The 16,415-nt window shown below is 63.2% G+C and carries 12 protein-coding genes; 7 read left to right on the forward strand and 5 right to left on the reverse strand.

Annotated features, from left to right (window positions below; all coding sequences use genetic code 11):
• Positions 1-97 precede the first annotated feature (97 nt).
• Both CKW40_RS07970 and CKW40_RS07975 read left to right on the forward strand, forming a co-directional pair.
• The gene (locus CKW40_RS07970) at positions 98-1,321 is read left to right on the forward strand and encodes a lytic murein transglycosylase (RefSeq protein WP_095199721.1); all 1,224 of its coding nucleotides are present in this window, start codon (positions 98-100) and stop codon (positions 1,319-1,321) included.
• Between the two features lie 124 nt (positions 1,322-1,445).
• Positions 1,446-2,675: an SGNH/GDSL hydrolase family protein gene (locus tag CKW40_RS07975; protein ID WP_095199401.1), complete on the forward strand. Its 1,230-nt coding sequence runs from the start codon at positions 1,446-1,448 to the stop codon at positions 2,673-2,675.
• Here the strand turns inward: CKW40_RS07975 and CKW40_RS07980 are convergent.
• On the reverse strand, positions 2,672-4,126 hold the full coding sequence (locus tag CKW40_RS07980) for a glutamate synthase subunit beta (RefSeq protein WP_095199402.1): 1,455 nt from the start codon (positions 4,124-4,126) through the stop codon (positions 2,672-2,674). The genes CKW40_RS07975 and CKW40_RS07980 overlap by 4 nt on opposite strands.
• A 141-nt stretch (positions 4,127-4,267) precedes the next feature.
• Positions 4,268-9,013 (reverse strand): glutamate synthase large subunit, encoded by a 4,746-nt coding sequence (gene gltB / locus CKW40_RS07985; protein ID WP_095199403.1) that lies wholly within the window; start codon positions 9,011-9,013, stop codon positions 4,268-4,270.
• Between the two features lie 513 nt (positions 9,014-9,526).
• On the opposite strand from gltB, the gene CKW40_RS07990 reads away from it, so the two are divergent.
• On the forward strand, positions 9,527-10,579 hold the full coding sequence (locus tag CKW40_RS07990; protein WP_095199404.1) for a threonine aldolase family protein: 1,053 nt from the start codon (positions 9,527-9,529) through the stop codon (positions 10,577-10,579).
• Positions 10,580-10,661: 82 nt separating this feature from the next.
• On the opposite strand, the gene CKW40_RS07995 is transcribed toward CKW40_RS07990, so the two are convergent.
• A complete protein-coding gene (locus CKW40_RS07995; RefSeq protein ID WP_013893124.1) occupies positions 10,662-11,129 on the reverse strand; it encodes an Hsp20 family protein in 468 nt (155 codons plus the stop codon).
• 479 nt (positions 11,130-11,608) lie between these two features.
• Here CKW40_RS07995 and CKW40_RS08000 point away from each other — a divergent pair, with 479 nt between their 5' ends.
• The 4 genes from CKW40_RS08000 to CKW40_RS08010 all read left to right on the forward strand — a co-directional run bounded on the left by CKW40_RS08000 (position 11,609) and on the right by CKW40_RS08010 (position 14,189).
• Positions 11,609-12,586, forward strand: a complete 978-nt coding sequence (locus tag CKW40_RS08000; RefSeq protein WP_095199405.1) for an alpha/beta fold hydrolase — start codon at positions 11,609-11,611, stop codon at positions 12,584-12,586.
• Positions 12,587-12,745: 159 nt separating this feature from the next.
• A complete protein-coding gene (locus CKW40_RS43695; protein ID WP_179297878.1) occupies positions 12,746-12,901 on the forward strand; it encodes a hypothetical protein in 156 nt (51 codons plus the stop codon).
• A gap of 3 nt (positions 12,902-12,904) precedes the next feature.
• A complete protein-coding gene (locus CKW40_RS08005) occupies positions 12,905-13,141 on the forward strand; it encodes a DUF1127 domain-containing protein (RefSeq protein WP_095199406.1) in 237 nt (78 codons plus the stop codon).
• A gap of 217 nt (positions 13,142-13,358) precedes the next feature.
• The gene (locus CKW40_RS08010; RefSeq protein WP_095199722.1) at positions 13,359-14,189 is read left to right on the forward strand and encodes a helix-turn-helix transcriptional regulator; all 831 of its coding nucleotides are present in this window, start codon (positions 13,359-13,361) and stop codon (positions 14,187-14,189) included.
• A gap of 30 nt (positions 14,190-14,219) precedes the next feature.
• On the opposite strand, the gene hisN is transcribed toward CKW40_RS08010, so the two are convergent.
• Together hisN and CKW40_RS08020 are read right to left on the reverse strand one after the other, a co-directional pair.
• A complete protein-coding gene (hisN, locus tag CKW40_RS08015) occupies positions 14,220-14,993 on the reverse strand; it encodes a histidinol-phosphatase (protein ID WP_095199723.1) in 774 nt (257 codons plus the stop codon).
• A 370-nt stretch (positions 14,994-15,363) separates the two neighbouring features.
• Positions 15,364-16,305, reverse strand: coding sequence for an N-formylglutamate amidohydrolase (locus CKW40_RS08020; protein WP_095199724.1), 942 nt, complete (start codon positions 16,303-16,305; stop codon positions 15,364-15,366).
• Positions 16,306-16,415: the final 110 nt, after the last annotated feature.

Raw genomic sequence — 16,415 nt, forward strand, 5'->3', positions numbered from 1 at the left:
AGGGTGTCTTTTCGTTCCAGGCGACACCTATGGTAAACTAATTCCTAACCCGGTTCGGCGATGAATGGTCTTTCCTGAGACAGAGAAGGAGGAAAACATGTCCGTTCGCAATGCCGCAAAACGTTTCACCAGCGTCATGACGGTCGCCAGCCTCTCACTCGCTCTGCTGATGCCCGCCGGACCCGCCTTCGCCGACGCCGGTTTCCGGCAATGGGTCGCCGGCTTCCGCGCCACCGCCGTCGCGGGCGGCGTTTCCGGCGCTGTCTACGACCAGGCTTTTAGGGACATCAAGGAGCCCGATCCGGTGGTGCTGGAAAAGGCCCGCACGCAGCCCGAATTCACCGCACCCGCCTGGGATTATTTCGACAACCGCGTCCATGACCAGTCGGTCGCCGTCGGCCAGCAGATGGCGAAAAAGTGGAAGCCATGGCTGGACAAGATCGAGGCGCGGTTCGGCGTCGACCGCTATATTCTGCTCGCCATCTGGTCGATGGAATCGAACTATGGCGAGATCCTCAAGCGCGACGACATCATGCGCAACGTCATTCGTTCGCTGGCGACTTTGGGCTATGGCGACCCGAAGCGATCCAAATATGCCCGCACCCAGTTGGTCGCGGCCCTGAAGATTCTGCAGACCGGCGACATCGATGAAAGCCACCTGATGGGCTCCTGGGCCGGCGCCATGGGCCAGACCCAGTTCATCCCCACAAGCTACCAGCACTATGCCGTCGACATGGACGGCAATGGCAAGCGCGACATCTGGAATTCCATTCCCGATGCGCTGGCGACATCAGCCAATCTGTTGAAGAAGAATGGCTGGCAGGCCGGCAAGACCTGGGGCTACGAAGTCACGCTGCCGGCCGGCAAACTGCCCGCCGGCTCGAAGACGCTGGCACAATGGCAGGCGCTCGGCGTCGTCAGGGCCAGCGGCAAGCCGTTCAAGACCCTCACCGACAAGGCGACGCTGAAAGTGCCGGACGGCCGTGGCGGGCCGGCCTTCCTGATGATCAGGAATTTTTCGGTCATCAAAGCCTACAACAATGCCGACAAATATGCCCTTGCCGTTGGCCTTCTCGCCGACGAGATCGCCGGTGGCAACGGTCTGGTTCAGGACTGGCAGCGGCCTTTCACCAAGCTCTCCTTCGAGGAAAGGCAGGAGCTGCAGAAGCGGCTTTCTCAGCACGGGCTTTATGACGGCAAGTTCGACGGCAAGATCGGTGACGGCACGAAGACGGCCATCATGACCTATCAGGCGAAGGTCGGCTTGACCCAGGACGGCTATCCGAGCATGGAAGTGCTCAAATGGCTCAGACAAAAATAGAGCCGACCACGGCGCCGCGCGCATTTCTAGCGCACATATCAGGCGCGATGGCACTTTGAACTTGCGCCCGGCCGCAAAACCGGCTCCGGTTTGCGGGACCAGGCACAAGGGGATGGAGGAGTGATTGGTTTCGGCCGCGCGCATCGCGTTGCTTGTTCGTCGCACGCCGATCCTTTTTCTGGCGATCGTCCTGTTGGCGATTGGCACCGCCGGTGCCTTCCATGTGCCGGCCATGGCGCAGGAGCAGCCGCAGCAAAATCGTGGCTGGTCGTTGCGCGATCTTCTATTCCCGCGCCGCAGCGAACGCGTTGAGCCGCCGCTCGACACTCAGAAGGCAAAGCCGAAGCCTCGCAAACCCCGGGTGCCACGTGCGTCGGTCGAACCACAAGTGCCGATAGTTGAGAAGGCGCCGGACGCCCGTACTGTCCTGGTGGTCGGCGACTTCATGGCGTCCGGTCTCGCCGAAGGCCTGGACACCGCCTTTGCCGACAACCCAGCCGTCAGGATCGTCGTCCGCTCCAATGGTTCATCCGGCTTTGTGCGCGATGATTTCTACAACTGGCCAGAACAGATCAAATCGCTGATCGAGACCGAGAAACCGGCCGCGGTGGTCGTCATGCTGGGCTCCAACGATCGCCAGCAGATGAAAGTGGGCGATGTGCGCGAGCAGCCCCGGTCGGAGAATTGGACCAAGGAATATGAGCGCCGCACCGACGAACTCGGCAAGGCCATCGCCACCGCCAAGGTACCTTTCCTGTGGGTCGGCATGCCGGCATTCCGGGTGCCGAAGATGACGTCCGACATGCTGGCCTTCAACGACATCTACCACAAAGCCGCCGAAAGCCATGGCGGCGAATTCGTCGATGTCTGGGACGGCTTCGTCGACGAGAACGGCGCCTTCATCACCACCGGCCCCGACATGAACGGCCAGCCGGTGCGGCTGCGCGCCGATGACGGCATCAACGTCTCCAAGGCCGGCAAGCGCAAACTCGCCTTCTATACCGAAAAGCCGCTGATGAAGATCTTGGGTCTCGCCGCGCCCGGCAGCGTGGCCCCGGCCACAGCACCGGCAGGCGCGCCGGTCGAGGCACCGGCGCCGGCCGCCGCACCCATTGTCATCGACCGCACCGTACCGATGCTGCTCAGCGATCCGGCACTCGACGGTGGCACCGAACTGCTCGGCGCCGCCCCGCCGGCAAAAGCCAATCCGGCTCTCCCTGGGGAAAAACTGGTGATCGAAGGCAAGGCGCCGGAGGCTTCGCCCGGACGCGCCGACGATTTCTCCTGGCCACCGAAGGCCGAGCCGCCGGCGACAGCCGCGGCCGCCGACACGACGACAGCGATCACCCCTTAACGCGGCAGGACGCTCGACCCCATCAACGCCTCGTCGATCGAGCGTGCCGCCTGGCGGCCCTCGCGGATCGCCCAGACAACCAGCGACTGGCCACGGCGCACATCGCCCGCCGCATAGAGCCGGTCGACGCTGGTCCTGTAGTCGCGATCATTGGCCTCGACATTCCGGGAGCGGCGGCTGTCGGTGGTGATTTTCATCTCACCCTCAAGTTCCTTCGCCACGCCGGCTGCGGCCGGCCCGGCAAAGCCGATGGCGATGAAGGCGAGATCGGCGCGGATGACGAATTCGGTGCCGGCGATCGGCTTGCGCTTCTCGTCGACTTCACAGCACTTGACGCCGGTCAGCTGGCCTTCTTCGCCGATGAATTCGAGCGTCGCCACCTGGAACTCGCGCTCCGCACCCTCGGCCTGCGAGGACGAGGTGCGCATCTTGGTCGCCCAATAGGGCCAGACGGCGAGCTTGTCTTCCTTCTCGGGCGGCTGCGGGCGGATGTCGAGTTGGGTGACGCGCACCGCACCCTGGCGGAAAGCGGTGCCGACGCAGTCGGAGGCGGTATCGCCGCCGCCGACGACGACGACATGCTGCCCGCCGGCGATGATCGGGTGCGATGGCCACGCCACCGACTGGATCGGCTCGCCGCCGACGCGGCGGTTCTGCTGCACCAGATACGGCATGGCGTCATGCACGCCGCCGAGATCGTCGCCCGGAATGTTGGCCGCGCGGGGCGTCTCCGAGCCGCCGCAATAGAGCACGGCATCATGTTCGGCGAGCAGTTCGGCGACGGGCTTGTCGACACCGACATTGACGCCGCAATGGAAGGTCACGCCCTCGCCCTGCATCTGTTCGATGCGCCGGTCGATATAGTGCTTTTCGATCTTGAAGTCGGGAATGCCGTAGCGCATCAGCCCGCCCGGGCGGCTTTCGCGCTCGTAGACATGGACGTCATGGCCGGCGCGGCCGAGCTGCTGGGCAGCGGCCATGCCGGCCGGGCCGGAGCCGATGATGGCGACCCGCTTGCCGGTCTTCTTCTCCGGCGGATAGGGCCGGATATGGCCGGTCTCGTAGGCTTTGTCGGCGATCGCCTGCTCGACCGTCTTGATGGCGACCGGAATGTCCTCGAGGTTCAGCGTGCAGGCTTCCTCGCAAGGTGCGGGGCAGATGCGGCCGGTGAATTCCGGGAAATTGTTGGTCGAATGCAGGTTGCGGATCGCGTTGTCCCAGTCCCTGTTGTAGACGAGGTCGTTCCAGTCGGGAATCTGGTTGTGGATCGGACAGCCCGTCGGCCCGTGACAGAACGGAATGCCGCAATCCATGCAGCGCGCGGCCTGTTTCTCGACCTCCTTGTCGGACATCGGCAGCGTGAACTCGCGGAAATGCCGGATGCGGTCGGAGGCCGGCTGGTACTTGTGCACCTGCCGGTCGATTTCGAGAAAGCCTGTTACCTTGCCCATAGTCCAGTTCCTGCTGTCCAGATGGTGCGGTTTTCGCCGCACCCGTTAACCTCCTGAGGCAGCCATGGCAACCTTGCACCCGAGGTCAAACTGTCGATGAAGGGGCCGGGAAGCCTGGGCTCCCCGGCGATTCTCATAAAACTATTCGGCCGCGACGCCCATGCGCATGCGTTCCATCTCGATCAGCGCGCGGCGGTACTCGACCGGCATGATCTTGCGGAATTTCGGCCGGAACGTCGTCCAGTCGTCGAGGATCTCACGGCCGCGCACCGAACCCGTATAGTGCACGTGGTTCGAGATCAGCTGGTAGAGCCGTTCCTCGTCATGGCTGGTCATGTCGCCGGATACGTCGACACGGCCCTTGTGGTCGAGGTCGCCGCCGTGATGCAGCAGCCTTTCCATCAGGTCGTCTTCTTCGGGAACCGGCTCCAGCTCGACCATGGCCATGTTGCAGCGCTCGGCGAAATCGCCCGCCTCGTCCAGCACATAGGCGACGCCGCCCGACATACCGGCGGCGAAGTTGCGGCCGGTCTTGCCGATGACGACGACGACACCGCCGGTCATGTATTCGCAACCATGGTCGCCGACACCTTCGACGACGGCCGCAACGCCCGAATTGCGCACCGCGAAGCGCTCGCCGGCGACACCGGCGAAATAGGCTTCGCCCTCGGTCGCGCCATAGAGCACCGTATTGCCGACGATGATGGAGTCGGCCGCGACGATCCTGGCCTCTTCCGGCGGCCGGATGACGATGCGCCCGCCCGACAGGCCCTTGCCGACATAGTCGTTGCCGGCGCCGACGAGCTCGAACGAAACGCCGCGCGCCAGGAAGGCGCCGAAGGACTGACCGGCGGTGCCGGTCAGCTTCACCTGGATGGTGTCCTCGCGCAGGCCCTTGTGCTTGAAGCGCTTGGCGACTTCACCCGACAGCATGGCGCCCGTCGAACGGTCGACGTTGCGGATGTCGACCTCGATCTTGACCGGCTGCTTGGCCTCCAGCGCGGGCTTGGCCAGCTCGATCAGCTTACGGTCGAGCACATCATCGATCGGGTGCTTCTGCCGCTCGGTCCAGTGCACAGCTTCATGCGGCGCATCGGGCTTGTAGAACATCTTCGAGAAGTCGAGCCCGCGCGCCTTCCAGTGCTGGATCATCTCGCGCTTTTCCAGAAGGTCGGTATCGCCGATGATCTGGTCGATATGGGTGTAGCCCATCTCCGCCAGCAGTGCCCTCACCTCTTCCGCCACATAGAAGAAGAAGTTGATGACATGCTCAGGCGTGCCCTTAAAGCGCTTGCGCAGCACCGGGTCCTGGGTGGCGACACCAACCGGACAGGTGTTGAGGTGGCACTTGCGCATCATGATGCAGCCCGCCGCGATCAGCGGCGCGGTGGAGAAGCCGAACTCATCGGCGCCAAGCAGCGCGCCGATGATGACGTCACGCCCGGTGCGCAAGCCGCCATCGACCTGCAGTGCCACGCGTGAACGCAAGCCGTTCAGCACCAGCGTCTGATGCGTCTCGGCCAGGCCCATTTCCCACGGACTGCCGGCATGCTTGAGCGATGTCAGCGGCGAGGCACCCGTGCCGCCATCGTAGCCCGAGATGGTGATGTGGTCGGCGCGCGCCTTGGCGACGCCGGCCGCGACCGTGCCGACACCGACTTCCGACACCAGCTTGACAGAGACGTCGGCTGCCGGATTGACGTTCTTCAGATCGTAGATCAGCTGCGCCAGATCCTCGATCGAATAGATGTCGTGATGCGGCGGCGGCGAGATCAGGCCGACGCCCGGCGTCGAATGCCGGACCTTGGCAATGGTCGCATCGACCTTGTGGCCGGGCAGCTGACCGCCTTCGCCGGGCTTGGCGCCCTGCGCGACCTTGATCTGCATGACATCGGAATTGACGAGATACTCCGCCGTCACACCGAAGCGGCCCGAGGCGACCTGCTTGATCGCCGAGCGTTCCGGGTTCTTGCCGCCGCCGGGCAGCGGCAGATAGCGGTCGGCCTCTTCGCCGCCTTCGCCGGTGTTCGACTTGCCGCCGATCTGGTTCATGGCACGCGCCAGTGTGGTGTGCGCCTCACGCGAGATCGAGCCGAACGACATCGCCCCGGTCGAGAAACGCTTGACGATATCGGCCGCCGACATGACGTCATCGAGCGCGACCGTCTTGCGCCCGGTCTCCTCCGCCAGCCTGATCTTGAACAGGCCACGGATGGCCTGGGCGCGGGCCGTCTCGCTGTCGATCTGCGCAGAATACTCCTTGAATGTCTCCCACGAGCCCTGGCGCACGGCGTGCTGCAAGGTGGCGACCGCGTCGGGCGACCACATATGTGCCTCGCCGCGCATGCGGAACAGATATTCGCCGCCGACCTCCAGATTGTTGCGCAGCACCGGATCGTTGCCGAAACCGTCCGTGTGACGGCTGACGGTTTCGCCCGCGACCTCATCCAGCCCGACGCCTTCGATCAGCGTCGCGGTGCCGGTGAAATACTGCTGCACGAAATCGCTCTTCAGCCCGATGGCGTCGAAGATCTGCGCGCCGCAATAGGACTGGTAGGTCGAGATGCCCATCTTGGACATCACCTTGAGGATGCCCTTGCCGATCGACTTGATGTAGCGCGACACGACCTCGTAGGCGTCGACCTCTTCCGGCAGCTCGCCGCGCTTGTGCATATCGGTGAGCGTGTCGAAGGCGAGGTAAGGGTTGATCGCTTCTGCGCCATAGCCGGCAAGGCAGCAGAAATGGTGCACTTCGCGCGGCTCGCCGGATTCCACGACCAGGCCGACGGAAGTGCGCAGCCCCTTGCGGATCAGGTGATGGTGTACCGCCGCCGTCGCGAGCAGCGCCGGGATGGCGATGCGGTCCGGGCCGAGCTGACGATCGGACAGGATGATGATGTTATAGCCGCCGGCGACCGCCGCCTCCGCCCGCTCGCACAGCCGGTCGATGGCGCCCTGCATGCCCGCGGCGCCCTCATTCGAGCCATAGGTGATGTCGATCGTCTTGGTGTCGAAACGGTCCTCGGTGTGGCCGATGGAGCGGATCTTTTCGAGATCGCCATTGGTCAGGATCGGCTGGCGCACTTCGAGCCGCTTGCGGCGCGAATTGCCGACCAGGTCGAAGATGTTCGGCCGCGGCCCGATGAACGACACCAGGCTCATCACCAATTCCTCGCGGATCGGGTCGATCGGCGGATTGGTAACCTGGGCGAAGTTCTGCTTGAAATAGGTGTAGAGCAGCTTCGACTTGTCCGACATCGCCGAGATCGGCGTATCGGTGCCCATCGAACCCACGGCTTCCTGGCCGGTGGTCGCCATCGGCGACATCAACAGCTTGGTGTCTTCCTGGGTGTAGCCGAACGCCTGCTGGCGATCGAGCAGGCTGACATCCTTGCGCAGCGCGCGCGGTTCGACCGGCTTCAGATCTTCCAGGATGAGTTGGGTGTTGGCGAGCCAGGTCTTGTAGGGATGCTTGGTGGCGATCTCCGACTTGATCTCCTCGTCCGGCACGATGCGGCCTTTGGCAAGGTCGATCAGGAGCATGCGGCCGGGCTGCAGCCGCCACTTCTTGACTATCCTCTCTTCCGGCACCGGCAGCACGCCGGCTTCCGAAGCCATGATGACGCGGTCATCGTCGGTGACGATGTAGCGTGCCGGGCGCAAGCCGTTGCGGTCGAGCGTGGCGCCGATCTGGCGGCCATCGGTGAAGGCGACTGCCGCCGGCCCATCCCACGGCTCCATCAAGGCAGCATGGTATTCATAGAAAGCCTTGCGATCGGCATCCATGAGCTTGTTGCCGGCCCAGGCTTCCGGGATCAGCATCATCATGGCGTGGCTGAGACTGTAGCCGCCCTGGAACAGGAACTCGAGCGCATTGTCGAAGCAGGCCGTGTCCGACTGGCCGTCATAGGAGATCGGCCACAGCTTCGAGATGTTGTTGCCGAACAGCTCGGAATCGACCGAGGCCTGGCGCGCCGCCATCCAGTTGTTGTTGCCGCGCACCGTGTTGATCTCGCCATTGTGCGCGACCATGCGGTAGGGATGCGCCAGCTTCCACGACGGGAAGGTGTTGGTCGAGAAACGCTGGTGGACGAGGATCAGCGCGGTCTCGAAGCGCGGATCCTTGAGGTCCTTGTAATAGGCACCGACCTGATAGGCCAGGAACATGCCCTTGTAGACAATGGTGCGCGCCGACAGCGACACGCAATAGGCGCCGATGTCCTTGTTGTCGTTCTCGGCATAGATGCGGCCCGAGATGACCTTGCGCAGCAGATAGAGCCGGGCCTCGTATTCCTCGTCATCGGGAATATCGGCCGTGCGGCCGATGAACACCTGGCGATGGAACGGCTCGGACGCGACGATGTCGGGCGCCTTCGACAGCGACGAATTGTCGACAGGCACATCGCGGAAGCCGAGCAGCGGCAATCCCTCGGACTGCGCCGATTCGGCGATGATGTCCTCGATATGGGCGCGCAGCGCCGCATCCTGCGGCATGAACCAGTGTCCGACGCCATACTGGCCCGCCGGCGGCAGTTCGATGCCTTGCGCTGCCATTTCCTCACGGAAGAACTGGTCGGGAAGCTGCACCAGCACGCCGGCGCCGTCGCCGACCAGCGGGTCGGCGCCGACGGCCCCGCGATGCGTCAGGTTTTCAAGCACGGCAAGCCCGTCCACGACGATCTGATGCGACTTCACGCCCTTCATGTTGACGATGAAGCCGACACCGCAGGCATCATGTTCGTTGCGCGGATCGTAGAGGCCGCGAGGGGCAAAACCGGTTTGGCCGATATCGGTTCGGCCAGTATCGGTTCGCGACGTATTTTTGACGGCAGCCGCTTTCGTCTGCGCGGCCTGGCCGTTCGTCGCAGAGAGCGTCATGTCCGTCATTGTCCTGTCCTCCATTCCAGCCCTTCAGGCGCTGGCCATTCTTCGGTCGCTAATTTGCCTCGGCAAGCGCTTGGCTCACCCTGATCCTTGCGGCACGTCTTTTCGAAATCCTTGCCGAACCAGGCGGCTTTCCGCATGGTTCGCGTCTGGTATCGTACAGGCCAGAGTCTGACCGTCCACCTGTCGCTCGCAGCAACAGCCGGAGAGGCCAATATGTTACGCCAATCCAGCCTGTTTTGTGCGACAAAATAAGACAGCACTACTGTCCTAAATTTTTATGGCAGAATTCCCCGACGCACACAAGACCGATTCACAAAAAACTTGGGCTTTCCGCGACATAAAATTACGTGAAGTTGAGGGAAAACGTAAGCTTCAGTCGCCGATCCCGTAGCGCTGAGTTGATTGGCTTCAACGGTTTTCCGGCATCTGGCCCCTTGCGGTTGGGGCGTGAAACCGGTCAACTCCGCGCCGATTTCCCCCAAAACCCCGATTTCCCCCAACATAGGCAGATGCATGTTCTTCGCTTCCGACAATTGGGCAGGCGCCCATCCCAAGATCGTTGCCGGCCTGTCGGCCGCGGCCGGCGGCTTTGCCACCGCCTATGGCGACAGCGCGTTCGACCAGGCGGTCTACCAGCGCTTCAGTGAGATTTTCGAACGCGAGGTCGCGGTGTTCTTCGTGGCGACCGGCACCGCCGCCAACGCGCTGTCGTTGACCACCTTCAACAAGCCCGGCGGCATCTCCTTTGCCCATCGCGAATCGCATGTCATCGAAGACGAGTGCGGTGCGCCGGAATATTTCTCAGGCGGCGCGCGCTTGCATGCCGTCGACGGTGCCCTGGGCAAGATCGACCCGCACAATCTGGAGCGGGCTATTGGCCGCTTCGCGCCCGAAATCGTCCACTGGGGGCGGCCGATGGCGGTTTCGATCACCCAGTCGACCGAGGTTGGCACCATCTACGGTTTGAACGAGATCGAGACGATTTCGGCCATCGCCAAACGGCATTCCGTGCCGCTGCACATGGATGGCGCCCGCTTTGCCAATGCGCTGGCGGCACTCGAAACGACACCGGCCGAAATGACCTGGAAACGCGGTGTCGACATCCTCTCCTTCGGCGGTACCAAGAATGGTTGCTGGTGCGCCGAGGCGATCGTGCTGTTCGACCTCGACCGCGCCAAGGAATTGGCCTTCCTGCGCAAACGTGCCGCTCAGCTGTTTTCGAAGTCGCGTTTCGTCGCCGCGCAGTTCGAAGCCTATTTCAAGGACGGCCAGTGGCTCGACACCGCGCGCCATGCCAACGCCATGGCCGCGCGCCTCGCCGCGGCGATCGAGGATTCGGCCCACGCCAAGCTGGCCTGGCTGCCGCAGGCCAACGAAGTGTTCGCGGTGATCAAGAAGACCGAGGCCGACAGGCTGCAGGCGGCGGGCGCTGCCTTCTACGACTGGCACAAGCCGCACGGCTTTGACGGCCATATTGGCGAGGACGAATTGCTCTACCGCTTCGTCACCAGCTTTGCCACGACTCCAGAGGAAGTCGACCGCTTTGGCCACTTGATCGCCGGATAATCAGCTTTCCGGACAACAAAAAAGCGGCGCCTTTCGGCGCCGCTTTCGTCTCGGGAGGAGACGCTTCTATTCCTGGGCTGCGTTACGCAGCGGTCTTGGCCTCGATCTGCTTGGCCTTGGCCGGAGCCGAGGTGATCGCGATCTTGCGCGGCTTCAGTTCCTCGGGGATGTTGCGCTTGAGGTCGACGAAGAGCAGGCCGTTCTTCAGCGCGGCGCCGACGACTTCAACGTGGTCGGCAAGCTGGAAGCGGCGCTCGAAAGCCCTGGAGGCAATGCCGCGATAGAGCAGCTCGGAACCTTCGCCGGTGCCCTCGTCCTTGCGCTCACCCTTCACCGTCAGCACATTGCGGTGGGCTTCGATCGAGATTTCCTCGTCCGAGAAGCCGGCAACCGCCATCGAAATCCGGTAGGAATCCTCTCCGGTGCGCTCGATGTTGTAGGGCGGATAGGTCTGCGCGCCATCGGGCTGCGCCAGCGAATCCAGCATGGTGAAGAGACGGTCGAAGCCGACGGTCGAACGGTAAAGCGGGGAAAAATCAACGTGACGCATGAGGTGTTCTCCTGTTGAGCAACATGGTTTGCGTATGGCCGGTGCGAAACCCGTAAGCGGCGTTTCGGCAGGACCAGCGGCCCCAACATTGGCGACCGCAACCCACATCTGGGGAGCGCCGGAAGGCATTTCAAGTTTCGCCGTATGGCAAAAAGCGAAGCGCCCTGCCCTTGATGAACGGCAGATGAACCGTCGCTTCGGCGCTCGTTCAGACAGGCGCCGCTAGAGTGACCGCAAGATCAAGGATTGGCGGCGCCGGATTTTGCAGAGGTGCCGCAACGAGGCCGACCGGGTGTTAACGTCCCTTCCTCCCGGATCGACAGGGGCCGGAAGCACGCCATCGAGCGGCTTCCGGCCTTCCCCGTTACAGTGCCGGCATAGGCCGGATTTGCTTTGCTTTTGATGCATTGGCGTCTATCACCTTGACGAGGCCAACCGCGAGAGGCTGGCCCCTGAAGACGCCGAGCACAAAGCGCCGAATGACGGACCTTTTCGACGACACGCCGCTTTTCCACGAAACCGAGGGCAATCCGCGACCGGAAAACGCCACCGGCGGCTTCTTCGTCACGCGCGATCGCAAGAAGATCCGCTATGGCCTGTTCGCCGCAGTGACGCGTCCGATGCGGGGCACCGTGGTGCTGCTGTCCGGCCGCAACGAGTGCATCGAGAAATATTTCGAAACCATCCGCGACCTTGCCGCCCGCGGCTTTGGCGTGGCCACGCTCGACTGGCGCGGCCAGGGCGATTCCGACCGGCTGATCCGCGATCGCCAGCGCGGCTACGTCCGCTCATTCCGCGACTATACGGCCGATCTGGAACAGTTCTTCGAGGAGATCGTGCTGCCCGATTGCCGCGGGCCGTACTACATCCTCGCCCATTCCGCAGGCGCAGTGATCGCGCTGCTTGCCGCGCCGTCGATGGTGAACCGCGTGCGCCGCATGGTGCTGATCGCGCCGTTCTTGACATTGCCCGACCTGCCGGTCTCGATCACGACGGTCCGCCGCATCTGTTCGATTTTCTGCGCTCTGGGCCTTGGCCGGCTCTATGCCGCCTGGGGTCCACGTCCCAGACACACGCTGCCTTTCGAGGCTAACAAGGTGACGTCGGATCCGCAGCGCTATCGCCGCAATACGCGCATCTATGAGGAGCACCCGCGAATGGCGCTTGGCGGCCCGACGATCCGCTGGCTGCAGGCAGCGGCGAAGGCGTCGGAAGCGGTCAGCGATCCCGACTTCATGGCCAGGATTCAGGTGCCGCTGCTGATCATCGCCGCCGGCGCCGACCAGGTCGTCTCGACCAAGGCGGTGGAAGCCTACGCCAGAAGTCTGCGGCTCGGTTCGATGCTGATGATCGACGGCTCCAAGCATGAAATCCTGCAGGAAGTCGACCTCTACCGCGAACAATTCCTCGCCGCCTTCGACGCCTTCATCCCCGGCTCGGACGACCCGACGGCCTGACCGGCGCCTTCACAGGTCGGCATAGCTGACACACCGTTGTCAGGATGATCGACCAGCCGCGCGCCACGGCACGTAAACCGCTAAAGATTCTGACAGCCCGCGCCTGCCTCGGAATGCTCATCTCAATGCGTCGAATTTGAACGCCATGGAGATGAGATCATGACCGAGAAAACCTGCGCCGCCTGCGATTGCCAGCTCGACGCCAACCCGATCCGCGTCAAGATCGGCGGCAAGACCGTCGAGGTCTGCTGCGAGGAATGCGCGAAGGCGCTGAACGAGGCCGGCGCATCGGCGTCCGGCGTGAGCGAGGATTGAGCCATGCGCCTCGATCGTGCAGCGGCACAACGCCTGGCTGGCCAGGTCCCGGCGCCGCCAGTCCGCACCACGACCATCCTGCAAGCCTTGCACGCCCAATGCATCGCGGCAGCGAAATGGATCGCCCGCCAGATGGAGAAACGCCGAGGCCGCCTTGCCTTGCTGGAAATGACCGACGAACAGCTCAAGGACATCGGTCTGTCGCGCGGCCAGGCCTATTCGGAGTTCAGGCGGCGCTAAAGCAATTCCGGGAAAAGTGGGAAGCGGTTTTCCCACGGGAATTGCGTCAAAACAAAAAGCAGGAGCAGTTCGCCGATTCCATGAAACGGCGAACTGCTTCTGTGGGATTGAGAGGCGCTTGCCGAGAAGTCTCCTGACAGGATTGGGCAGGCCGCTTGCGTAATGTGCTCATCGCAATGCCGGAATCATTTCCGGCATAGGGATGAGCACAACGGCCATGTCGCAATTCACGGTTCAGCCGCTTCTCGACACCGGCATCGCCAAGGTGCGGGACGTCCTCTGCAGCGGCGAATGCCGTCACCGGAGCGATGAAGAGTGCACGTCGGCGACGCATCTGGTGTTCCCCTATCGCGGCGTCTTCGTGCGCCATGTCGGCCGCAATGACGCCGTGGCGGAAGCCAATCAGCTGCTGTTTTTCAATGAGGCCGAGCCTTACCGGGTCAGCCATCCCGTCGAGGGCGGTGATGCCTGCCTCGATCTCGTCATCGAGGAGGGCCAGTTGCGCGAGCTGACGCCGAAGGGGCAGTTGCGTTCCAGCGGCGTCCTGGGCTTTCGTCGCCAGCGCCGGCGCATCGATCCCCGCGCGCAGGCGCTGGTGGCCCTGCTGCGCCACAGCCTGCGCCGCAATGTCGCCGAAACGCTGGAGACCGAGACGCTGGCGCTGACACTGGTGCGGCGCTCGCTCGGCGAGCGCACCTCGCATGTCGCCGGCGCCAGCCCCGGACGGCAGAAGCTGGTCGACCGCGCCAAGCTCGTCCTGGCGTCGGACCTGTCACGGCGCTGGACGCTAGCCGAGATTGCCGCCGAGGTCGGCGTTTCGCCGGTTTATCTCACGCAAATGTTCCAGCAGGTCGAGGCCATGCCGCTCTATCGCTATCATCTGCGCCTGCGGCTGGCGCGCGCGCTCGACCTGCTCGGCCGCTACGACAATCTGACCACGCTGGGCATGGATCTCGGCTTTTCCAGCCACAGCCATTTCAGCGCGTCGTTCAGGCAGGTCTACGGACGCACGCCGGCGGAATTCCAGCGCTCGATCAAGCCGCGCTGAAGCCATTTCGCCAAGGAAGGCGCGAAGATATCAGCCGCGCAGGGCTGCCATGGCGGCGGCGTGAAGCTCCGGCGTCGCCGCCGCCAGCACATCGCCGCCCTTTTCCGCTGGTCCGCCGTCGAAGGTGGTGACGACGCCGCCCGCCTTCTCGATGATCGGGATCAGCGCCACGATGTCATAGGGCTTCAGGCCGGGATCGGCGACGATGTCGACGCTTCCCGATGCGATCATGGCAAAGGCATAGCAATCGGCGCCGTAACGGGCGAGCTGGACTTGCTTTTCGAACGCGTCGTAGCGCGTACGTGCCTCGCCCTTGAACAGCGCCGGCGTGGTGGTGAACAGCGTTGCATCGGCGAGGCTGGTTGTCTTGCGGGTCGAAAGCTTGCGCGGTCCGCCCGGCCCCTCATAGTGCGAGCCCGAGGCGTTGGCGTAGAACAGTTCGCCGGTGAAGGGCTGCGCCATCATGCCGGCGACCGCGTCGCCGTCGACCGTCAGCCCGACCAGCGTCCCCCACACCGGCAGGCCGGAGATGAAAGCGCGGGTGCCGTCGATCGGATCGATCACCCAGACATGCCGGCTGGAGATGTTCTCGCTGCCATGCTCCTCGCCGAGAATGCCATGGTCGGGATACTGCGCCGATATCAGCGCCCGGATGGCGCGTTCGGTCTCGCGGTCAGCTTCCGTGACCGGATCGAAGCTGCCCTTTTCCTTGTTGGCCACGGCACCCTGGGCGCGAAAGCGCGGCAAGGTCTCGGCCGCTGCCGCTTGCGCGATACGGCGCATGAAATCGATGCTGACGTCCAACTGATTCTCCCGCATTGCCGAGTGCCCAACCGGGCTCTGCCGACACTTTCCCGCCAAAACAAGCCTGTTTATCGATTTATTCGCCGTGACAGCTGTTGCCCAAATGTCACATGAACGTCATCGAAACGCAATTTCCACATCACTCTGAATTAAAAAAGCCTGAAGGTCGCTTGACATTTGTGCACCGCACAATACCCTCGACCTCGGACAGGTTTTCCTGTCCATGCCCTCCTTGGGCGTTTCCTCCCTAGACTTCGACCGTATCGTGCAAACGATGCGGTCTTTTTTTCGCCTTGCGGCTCCAATGCATGTCGCCCAAAAGTGTTTAGCGGTTTTGGGACAACGACATGCATGAAAACAAGCCGCGATTTCACTCCGCCGCCAGCGGCAGGTCGATAAAGTGATGGTCGGGCATTGCCATCAGATCCGCTGAAAATCGCGTCAGATCGTCGGCAAGCGCATCGAAGCCGGCGATCTTCTCGAAGGTCCGTTCATTCATGTAGAGCCCGCGATTGACCTCGATCTGCAGCGCATGCAGATGGCGCGCCGGGCGGCCGTAATGCTCGGTGATGAAGCCGCCGGCATAAGGCTTGTTGTGGGCGACGGTATAGCCCATGGCGGTCAGCAGGCCGATCGCCGTCTCGGTCAGGGCGGCGGTGGCGGAAATGCCGAAACGGTCGCCGATGATGAAGTCCGGTCGCAGGCCGCTGTCGCCGACACGGATGCTTGCCGGCATCGAATGGCAATCGATCAGCACGGCAAAGCCGAAACGGGCATGGGTCCTGGTCAAAAGCCGCTTCAGCGTCTCGTGATAGGGCTTGTAGACGGCCTCGATGCGGGCGACTGCTTCAGCGAGCGGCAGGCGGCCGGAATAGATGTCGAGCCCCTCGCCCACCAGCTTGGGCACGGTGCCAAGTCCGCCCGCCACCCGCGCCGAGCGGATGTTGCAGAAGGACGGCACCGGCTCGGCGAACATGCGCGGATCGAGTTCCCACGGCTCGCGGTTGACGTCGAGATAGGCGCGCGGGAAATTCGCCGCCAGCATCGGCGCGCCAAGCGCCACGGCGCCGCCGAACAACTCGTCAACGTAGCAATCCTCCGAGCGGCGGATGGCGTTGCGGTCGAGCCTCGCCATAGCGAGGAAGCGTTCCGGATAGTAGCGGCCGCTATGCGGCGAGTTGAACAGGAAGGGGACGCGCTGCTCGGCGCCCGATCGGATTTCGAAGGGTTGAACGACCGCAAAATCCTCGGCTGCCGTCTTCAATTTGCACGAACCCGAAAACACCGATGCATCATGGTATGAAAGTGCCACCTTGCTGGCCGCATGTCCAGCATTTCGCCACGCGCGTCGCCTTGCCGAATGCGGATAATGCTTCGCCGCGTTCACTTGATGTTTACCGTCACCTCCTCATATACAGGATG

This window comes from Mesorhizobium carmichaelinearum, from assembly GCF_900199455.1.
Lineage (GTDB): Bacteria > Pseudomonadota > Alphaproteobacteria > Rhizobiales > Rhizobiaceae > Mesorhizobium > Mesorhizobium carmichaelinearum.

Excerpts from the sequence above, each read along its gene's own strand:
- CKW40_RS43695 (WP_179297878.1), top strand. The coding sequence starts at position 12,746 with ATGACCGAGAAAACCTGCGCCGCCTGCGATTGCCAGCTCGACGCCAAC.
- CKW40_RS08005 (WP_095199406.1), top strand. The coding sequence starts at position 12,905 with ATGCGCCTCGATCGTGCAGCGGCACAACGCCTGGCTGGCCAGGTCCCG.
- CKW40_RS08010 (WP_095199722.1), top strand. The coding sequence starts at position 13,359 with ATGTCGCAATTCACGGTTCAGCCGCTTCTCGACACCGGCATCGCCAAG.
- CKW40_RS08000 (WP_095199405.1), top strand. The coding sequence starts at position 11,609 with ATGACGGACCTTTTCGACGACACGCCGCTTTTCCACGAAACCGAGGGC.
- CKW40_RS07970 (WP_095199721.1), top strand. The coding sequence starts at position 98 with ATGTCCGTTCGCAATGCCGCAAAACGTTTCACCAGCGTCATGACGGTC.
- CKW40_RS07995 (WP_013893124.1), bottom strand. The coding sequence starts at position 11,129 with ATGCGTCACGTTGATTTTTCCCCGCTTTACCGTTCGACCGTCGGCTTC.
- gltB (WP_095199403.1), bottom strand. The coding sequence starts at position 9,013 with ATGACGGACATGACGCTCTCTGCGACGAACGGCCAGGCCGCGCAGACG.
- CKW40_RS07990 (WP_095199404.1), top strand. The coding sequence starts at position 9,527 with ATGTTCTTCGCTTCCGACAATTGGGCAGGCGCCCATCCCAAGATCGTT.
- CKW40_RS07980 (WP_095199402.1), bottom strand. The coding sequence starts at position 4,126 with ATGGGCAAGGTAACAGGCTTTCTCGAAATCGACCGGCAGGTGCACAAG.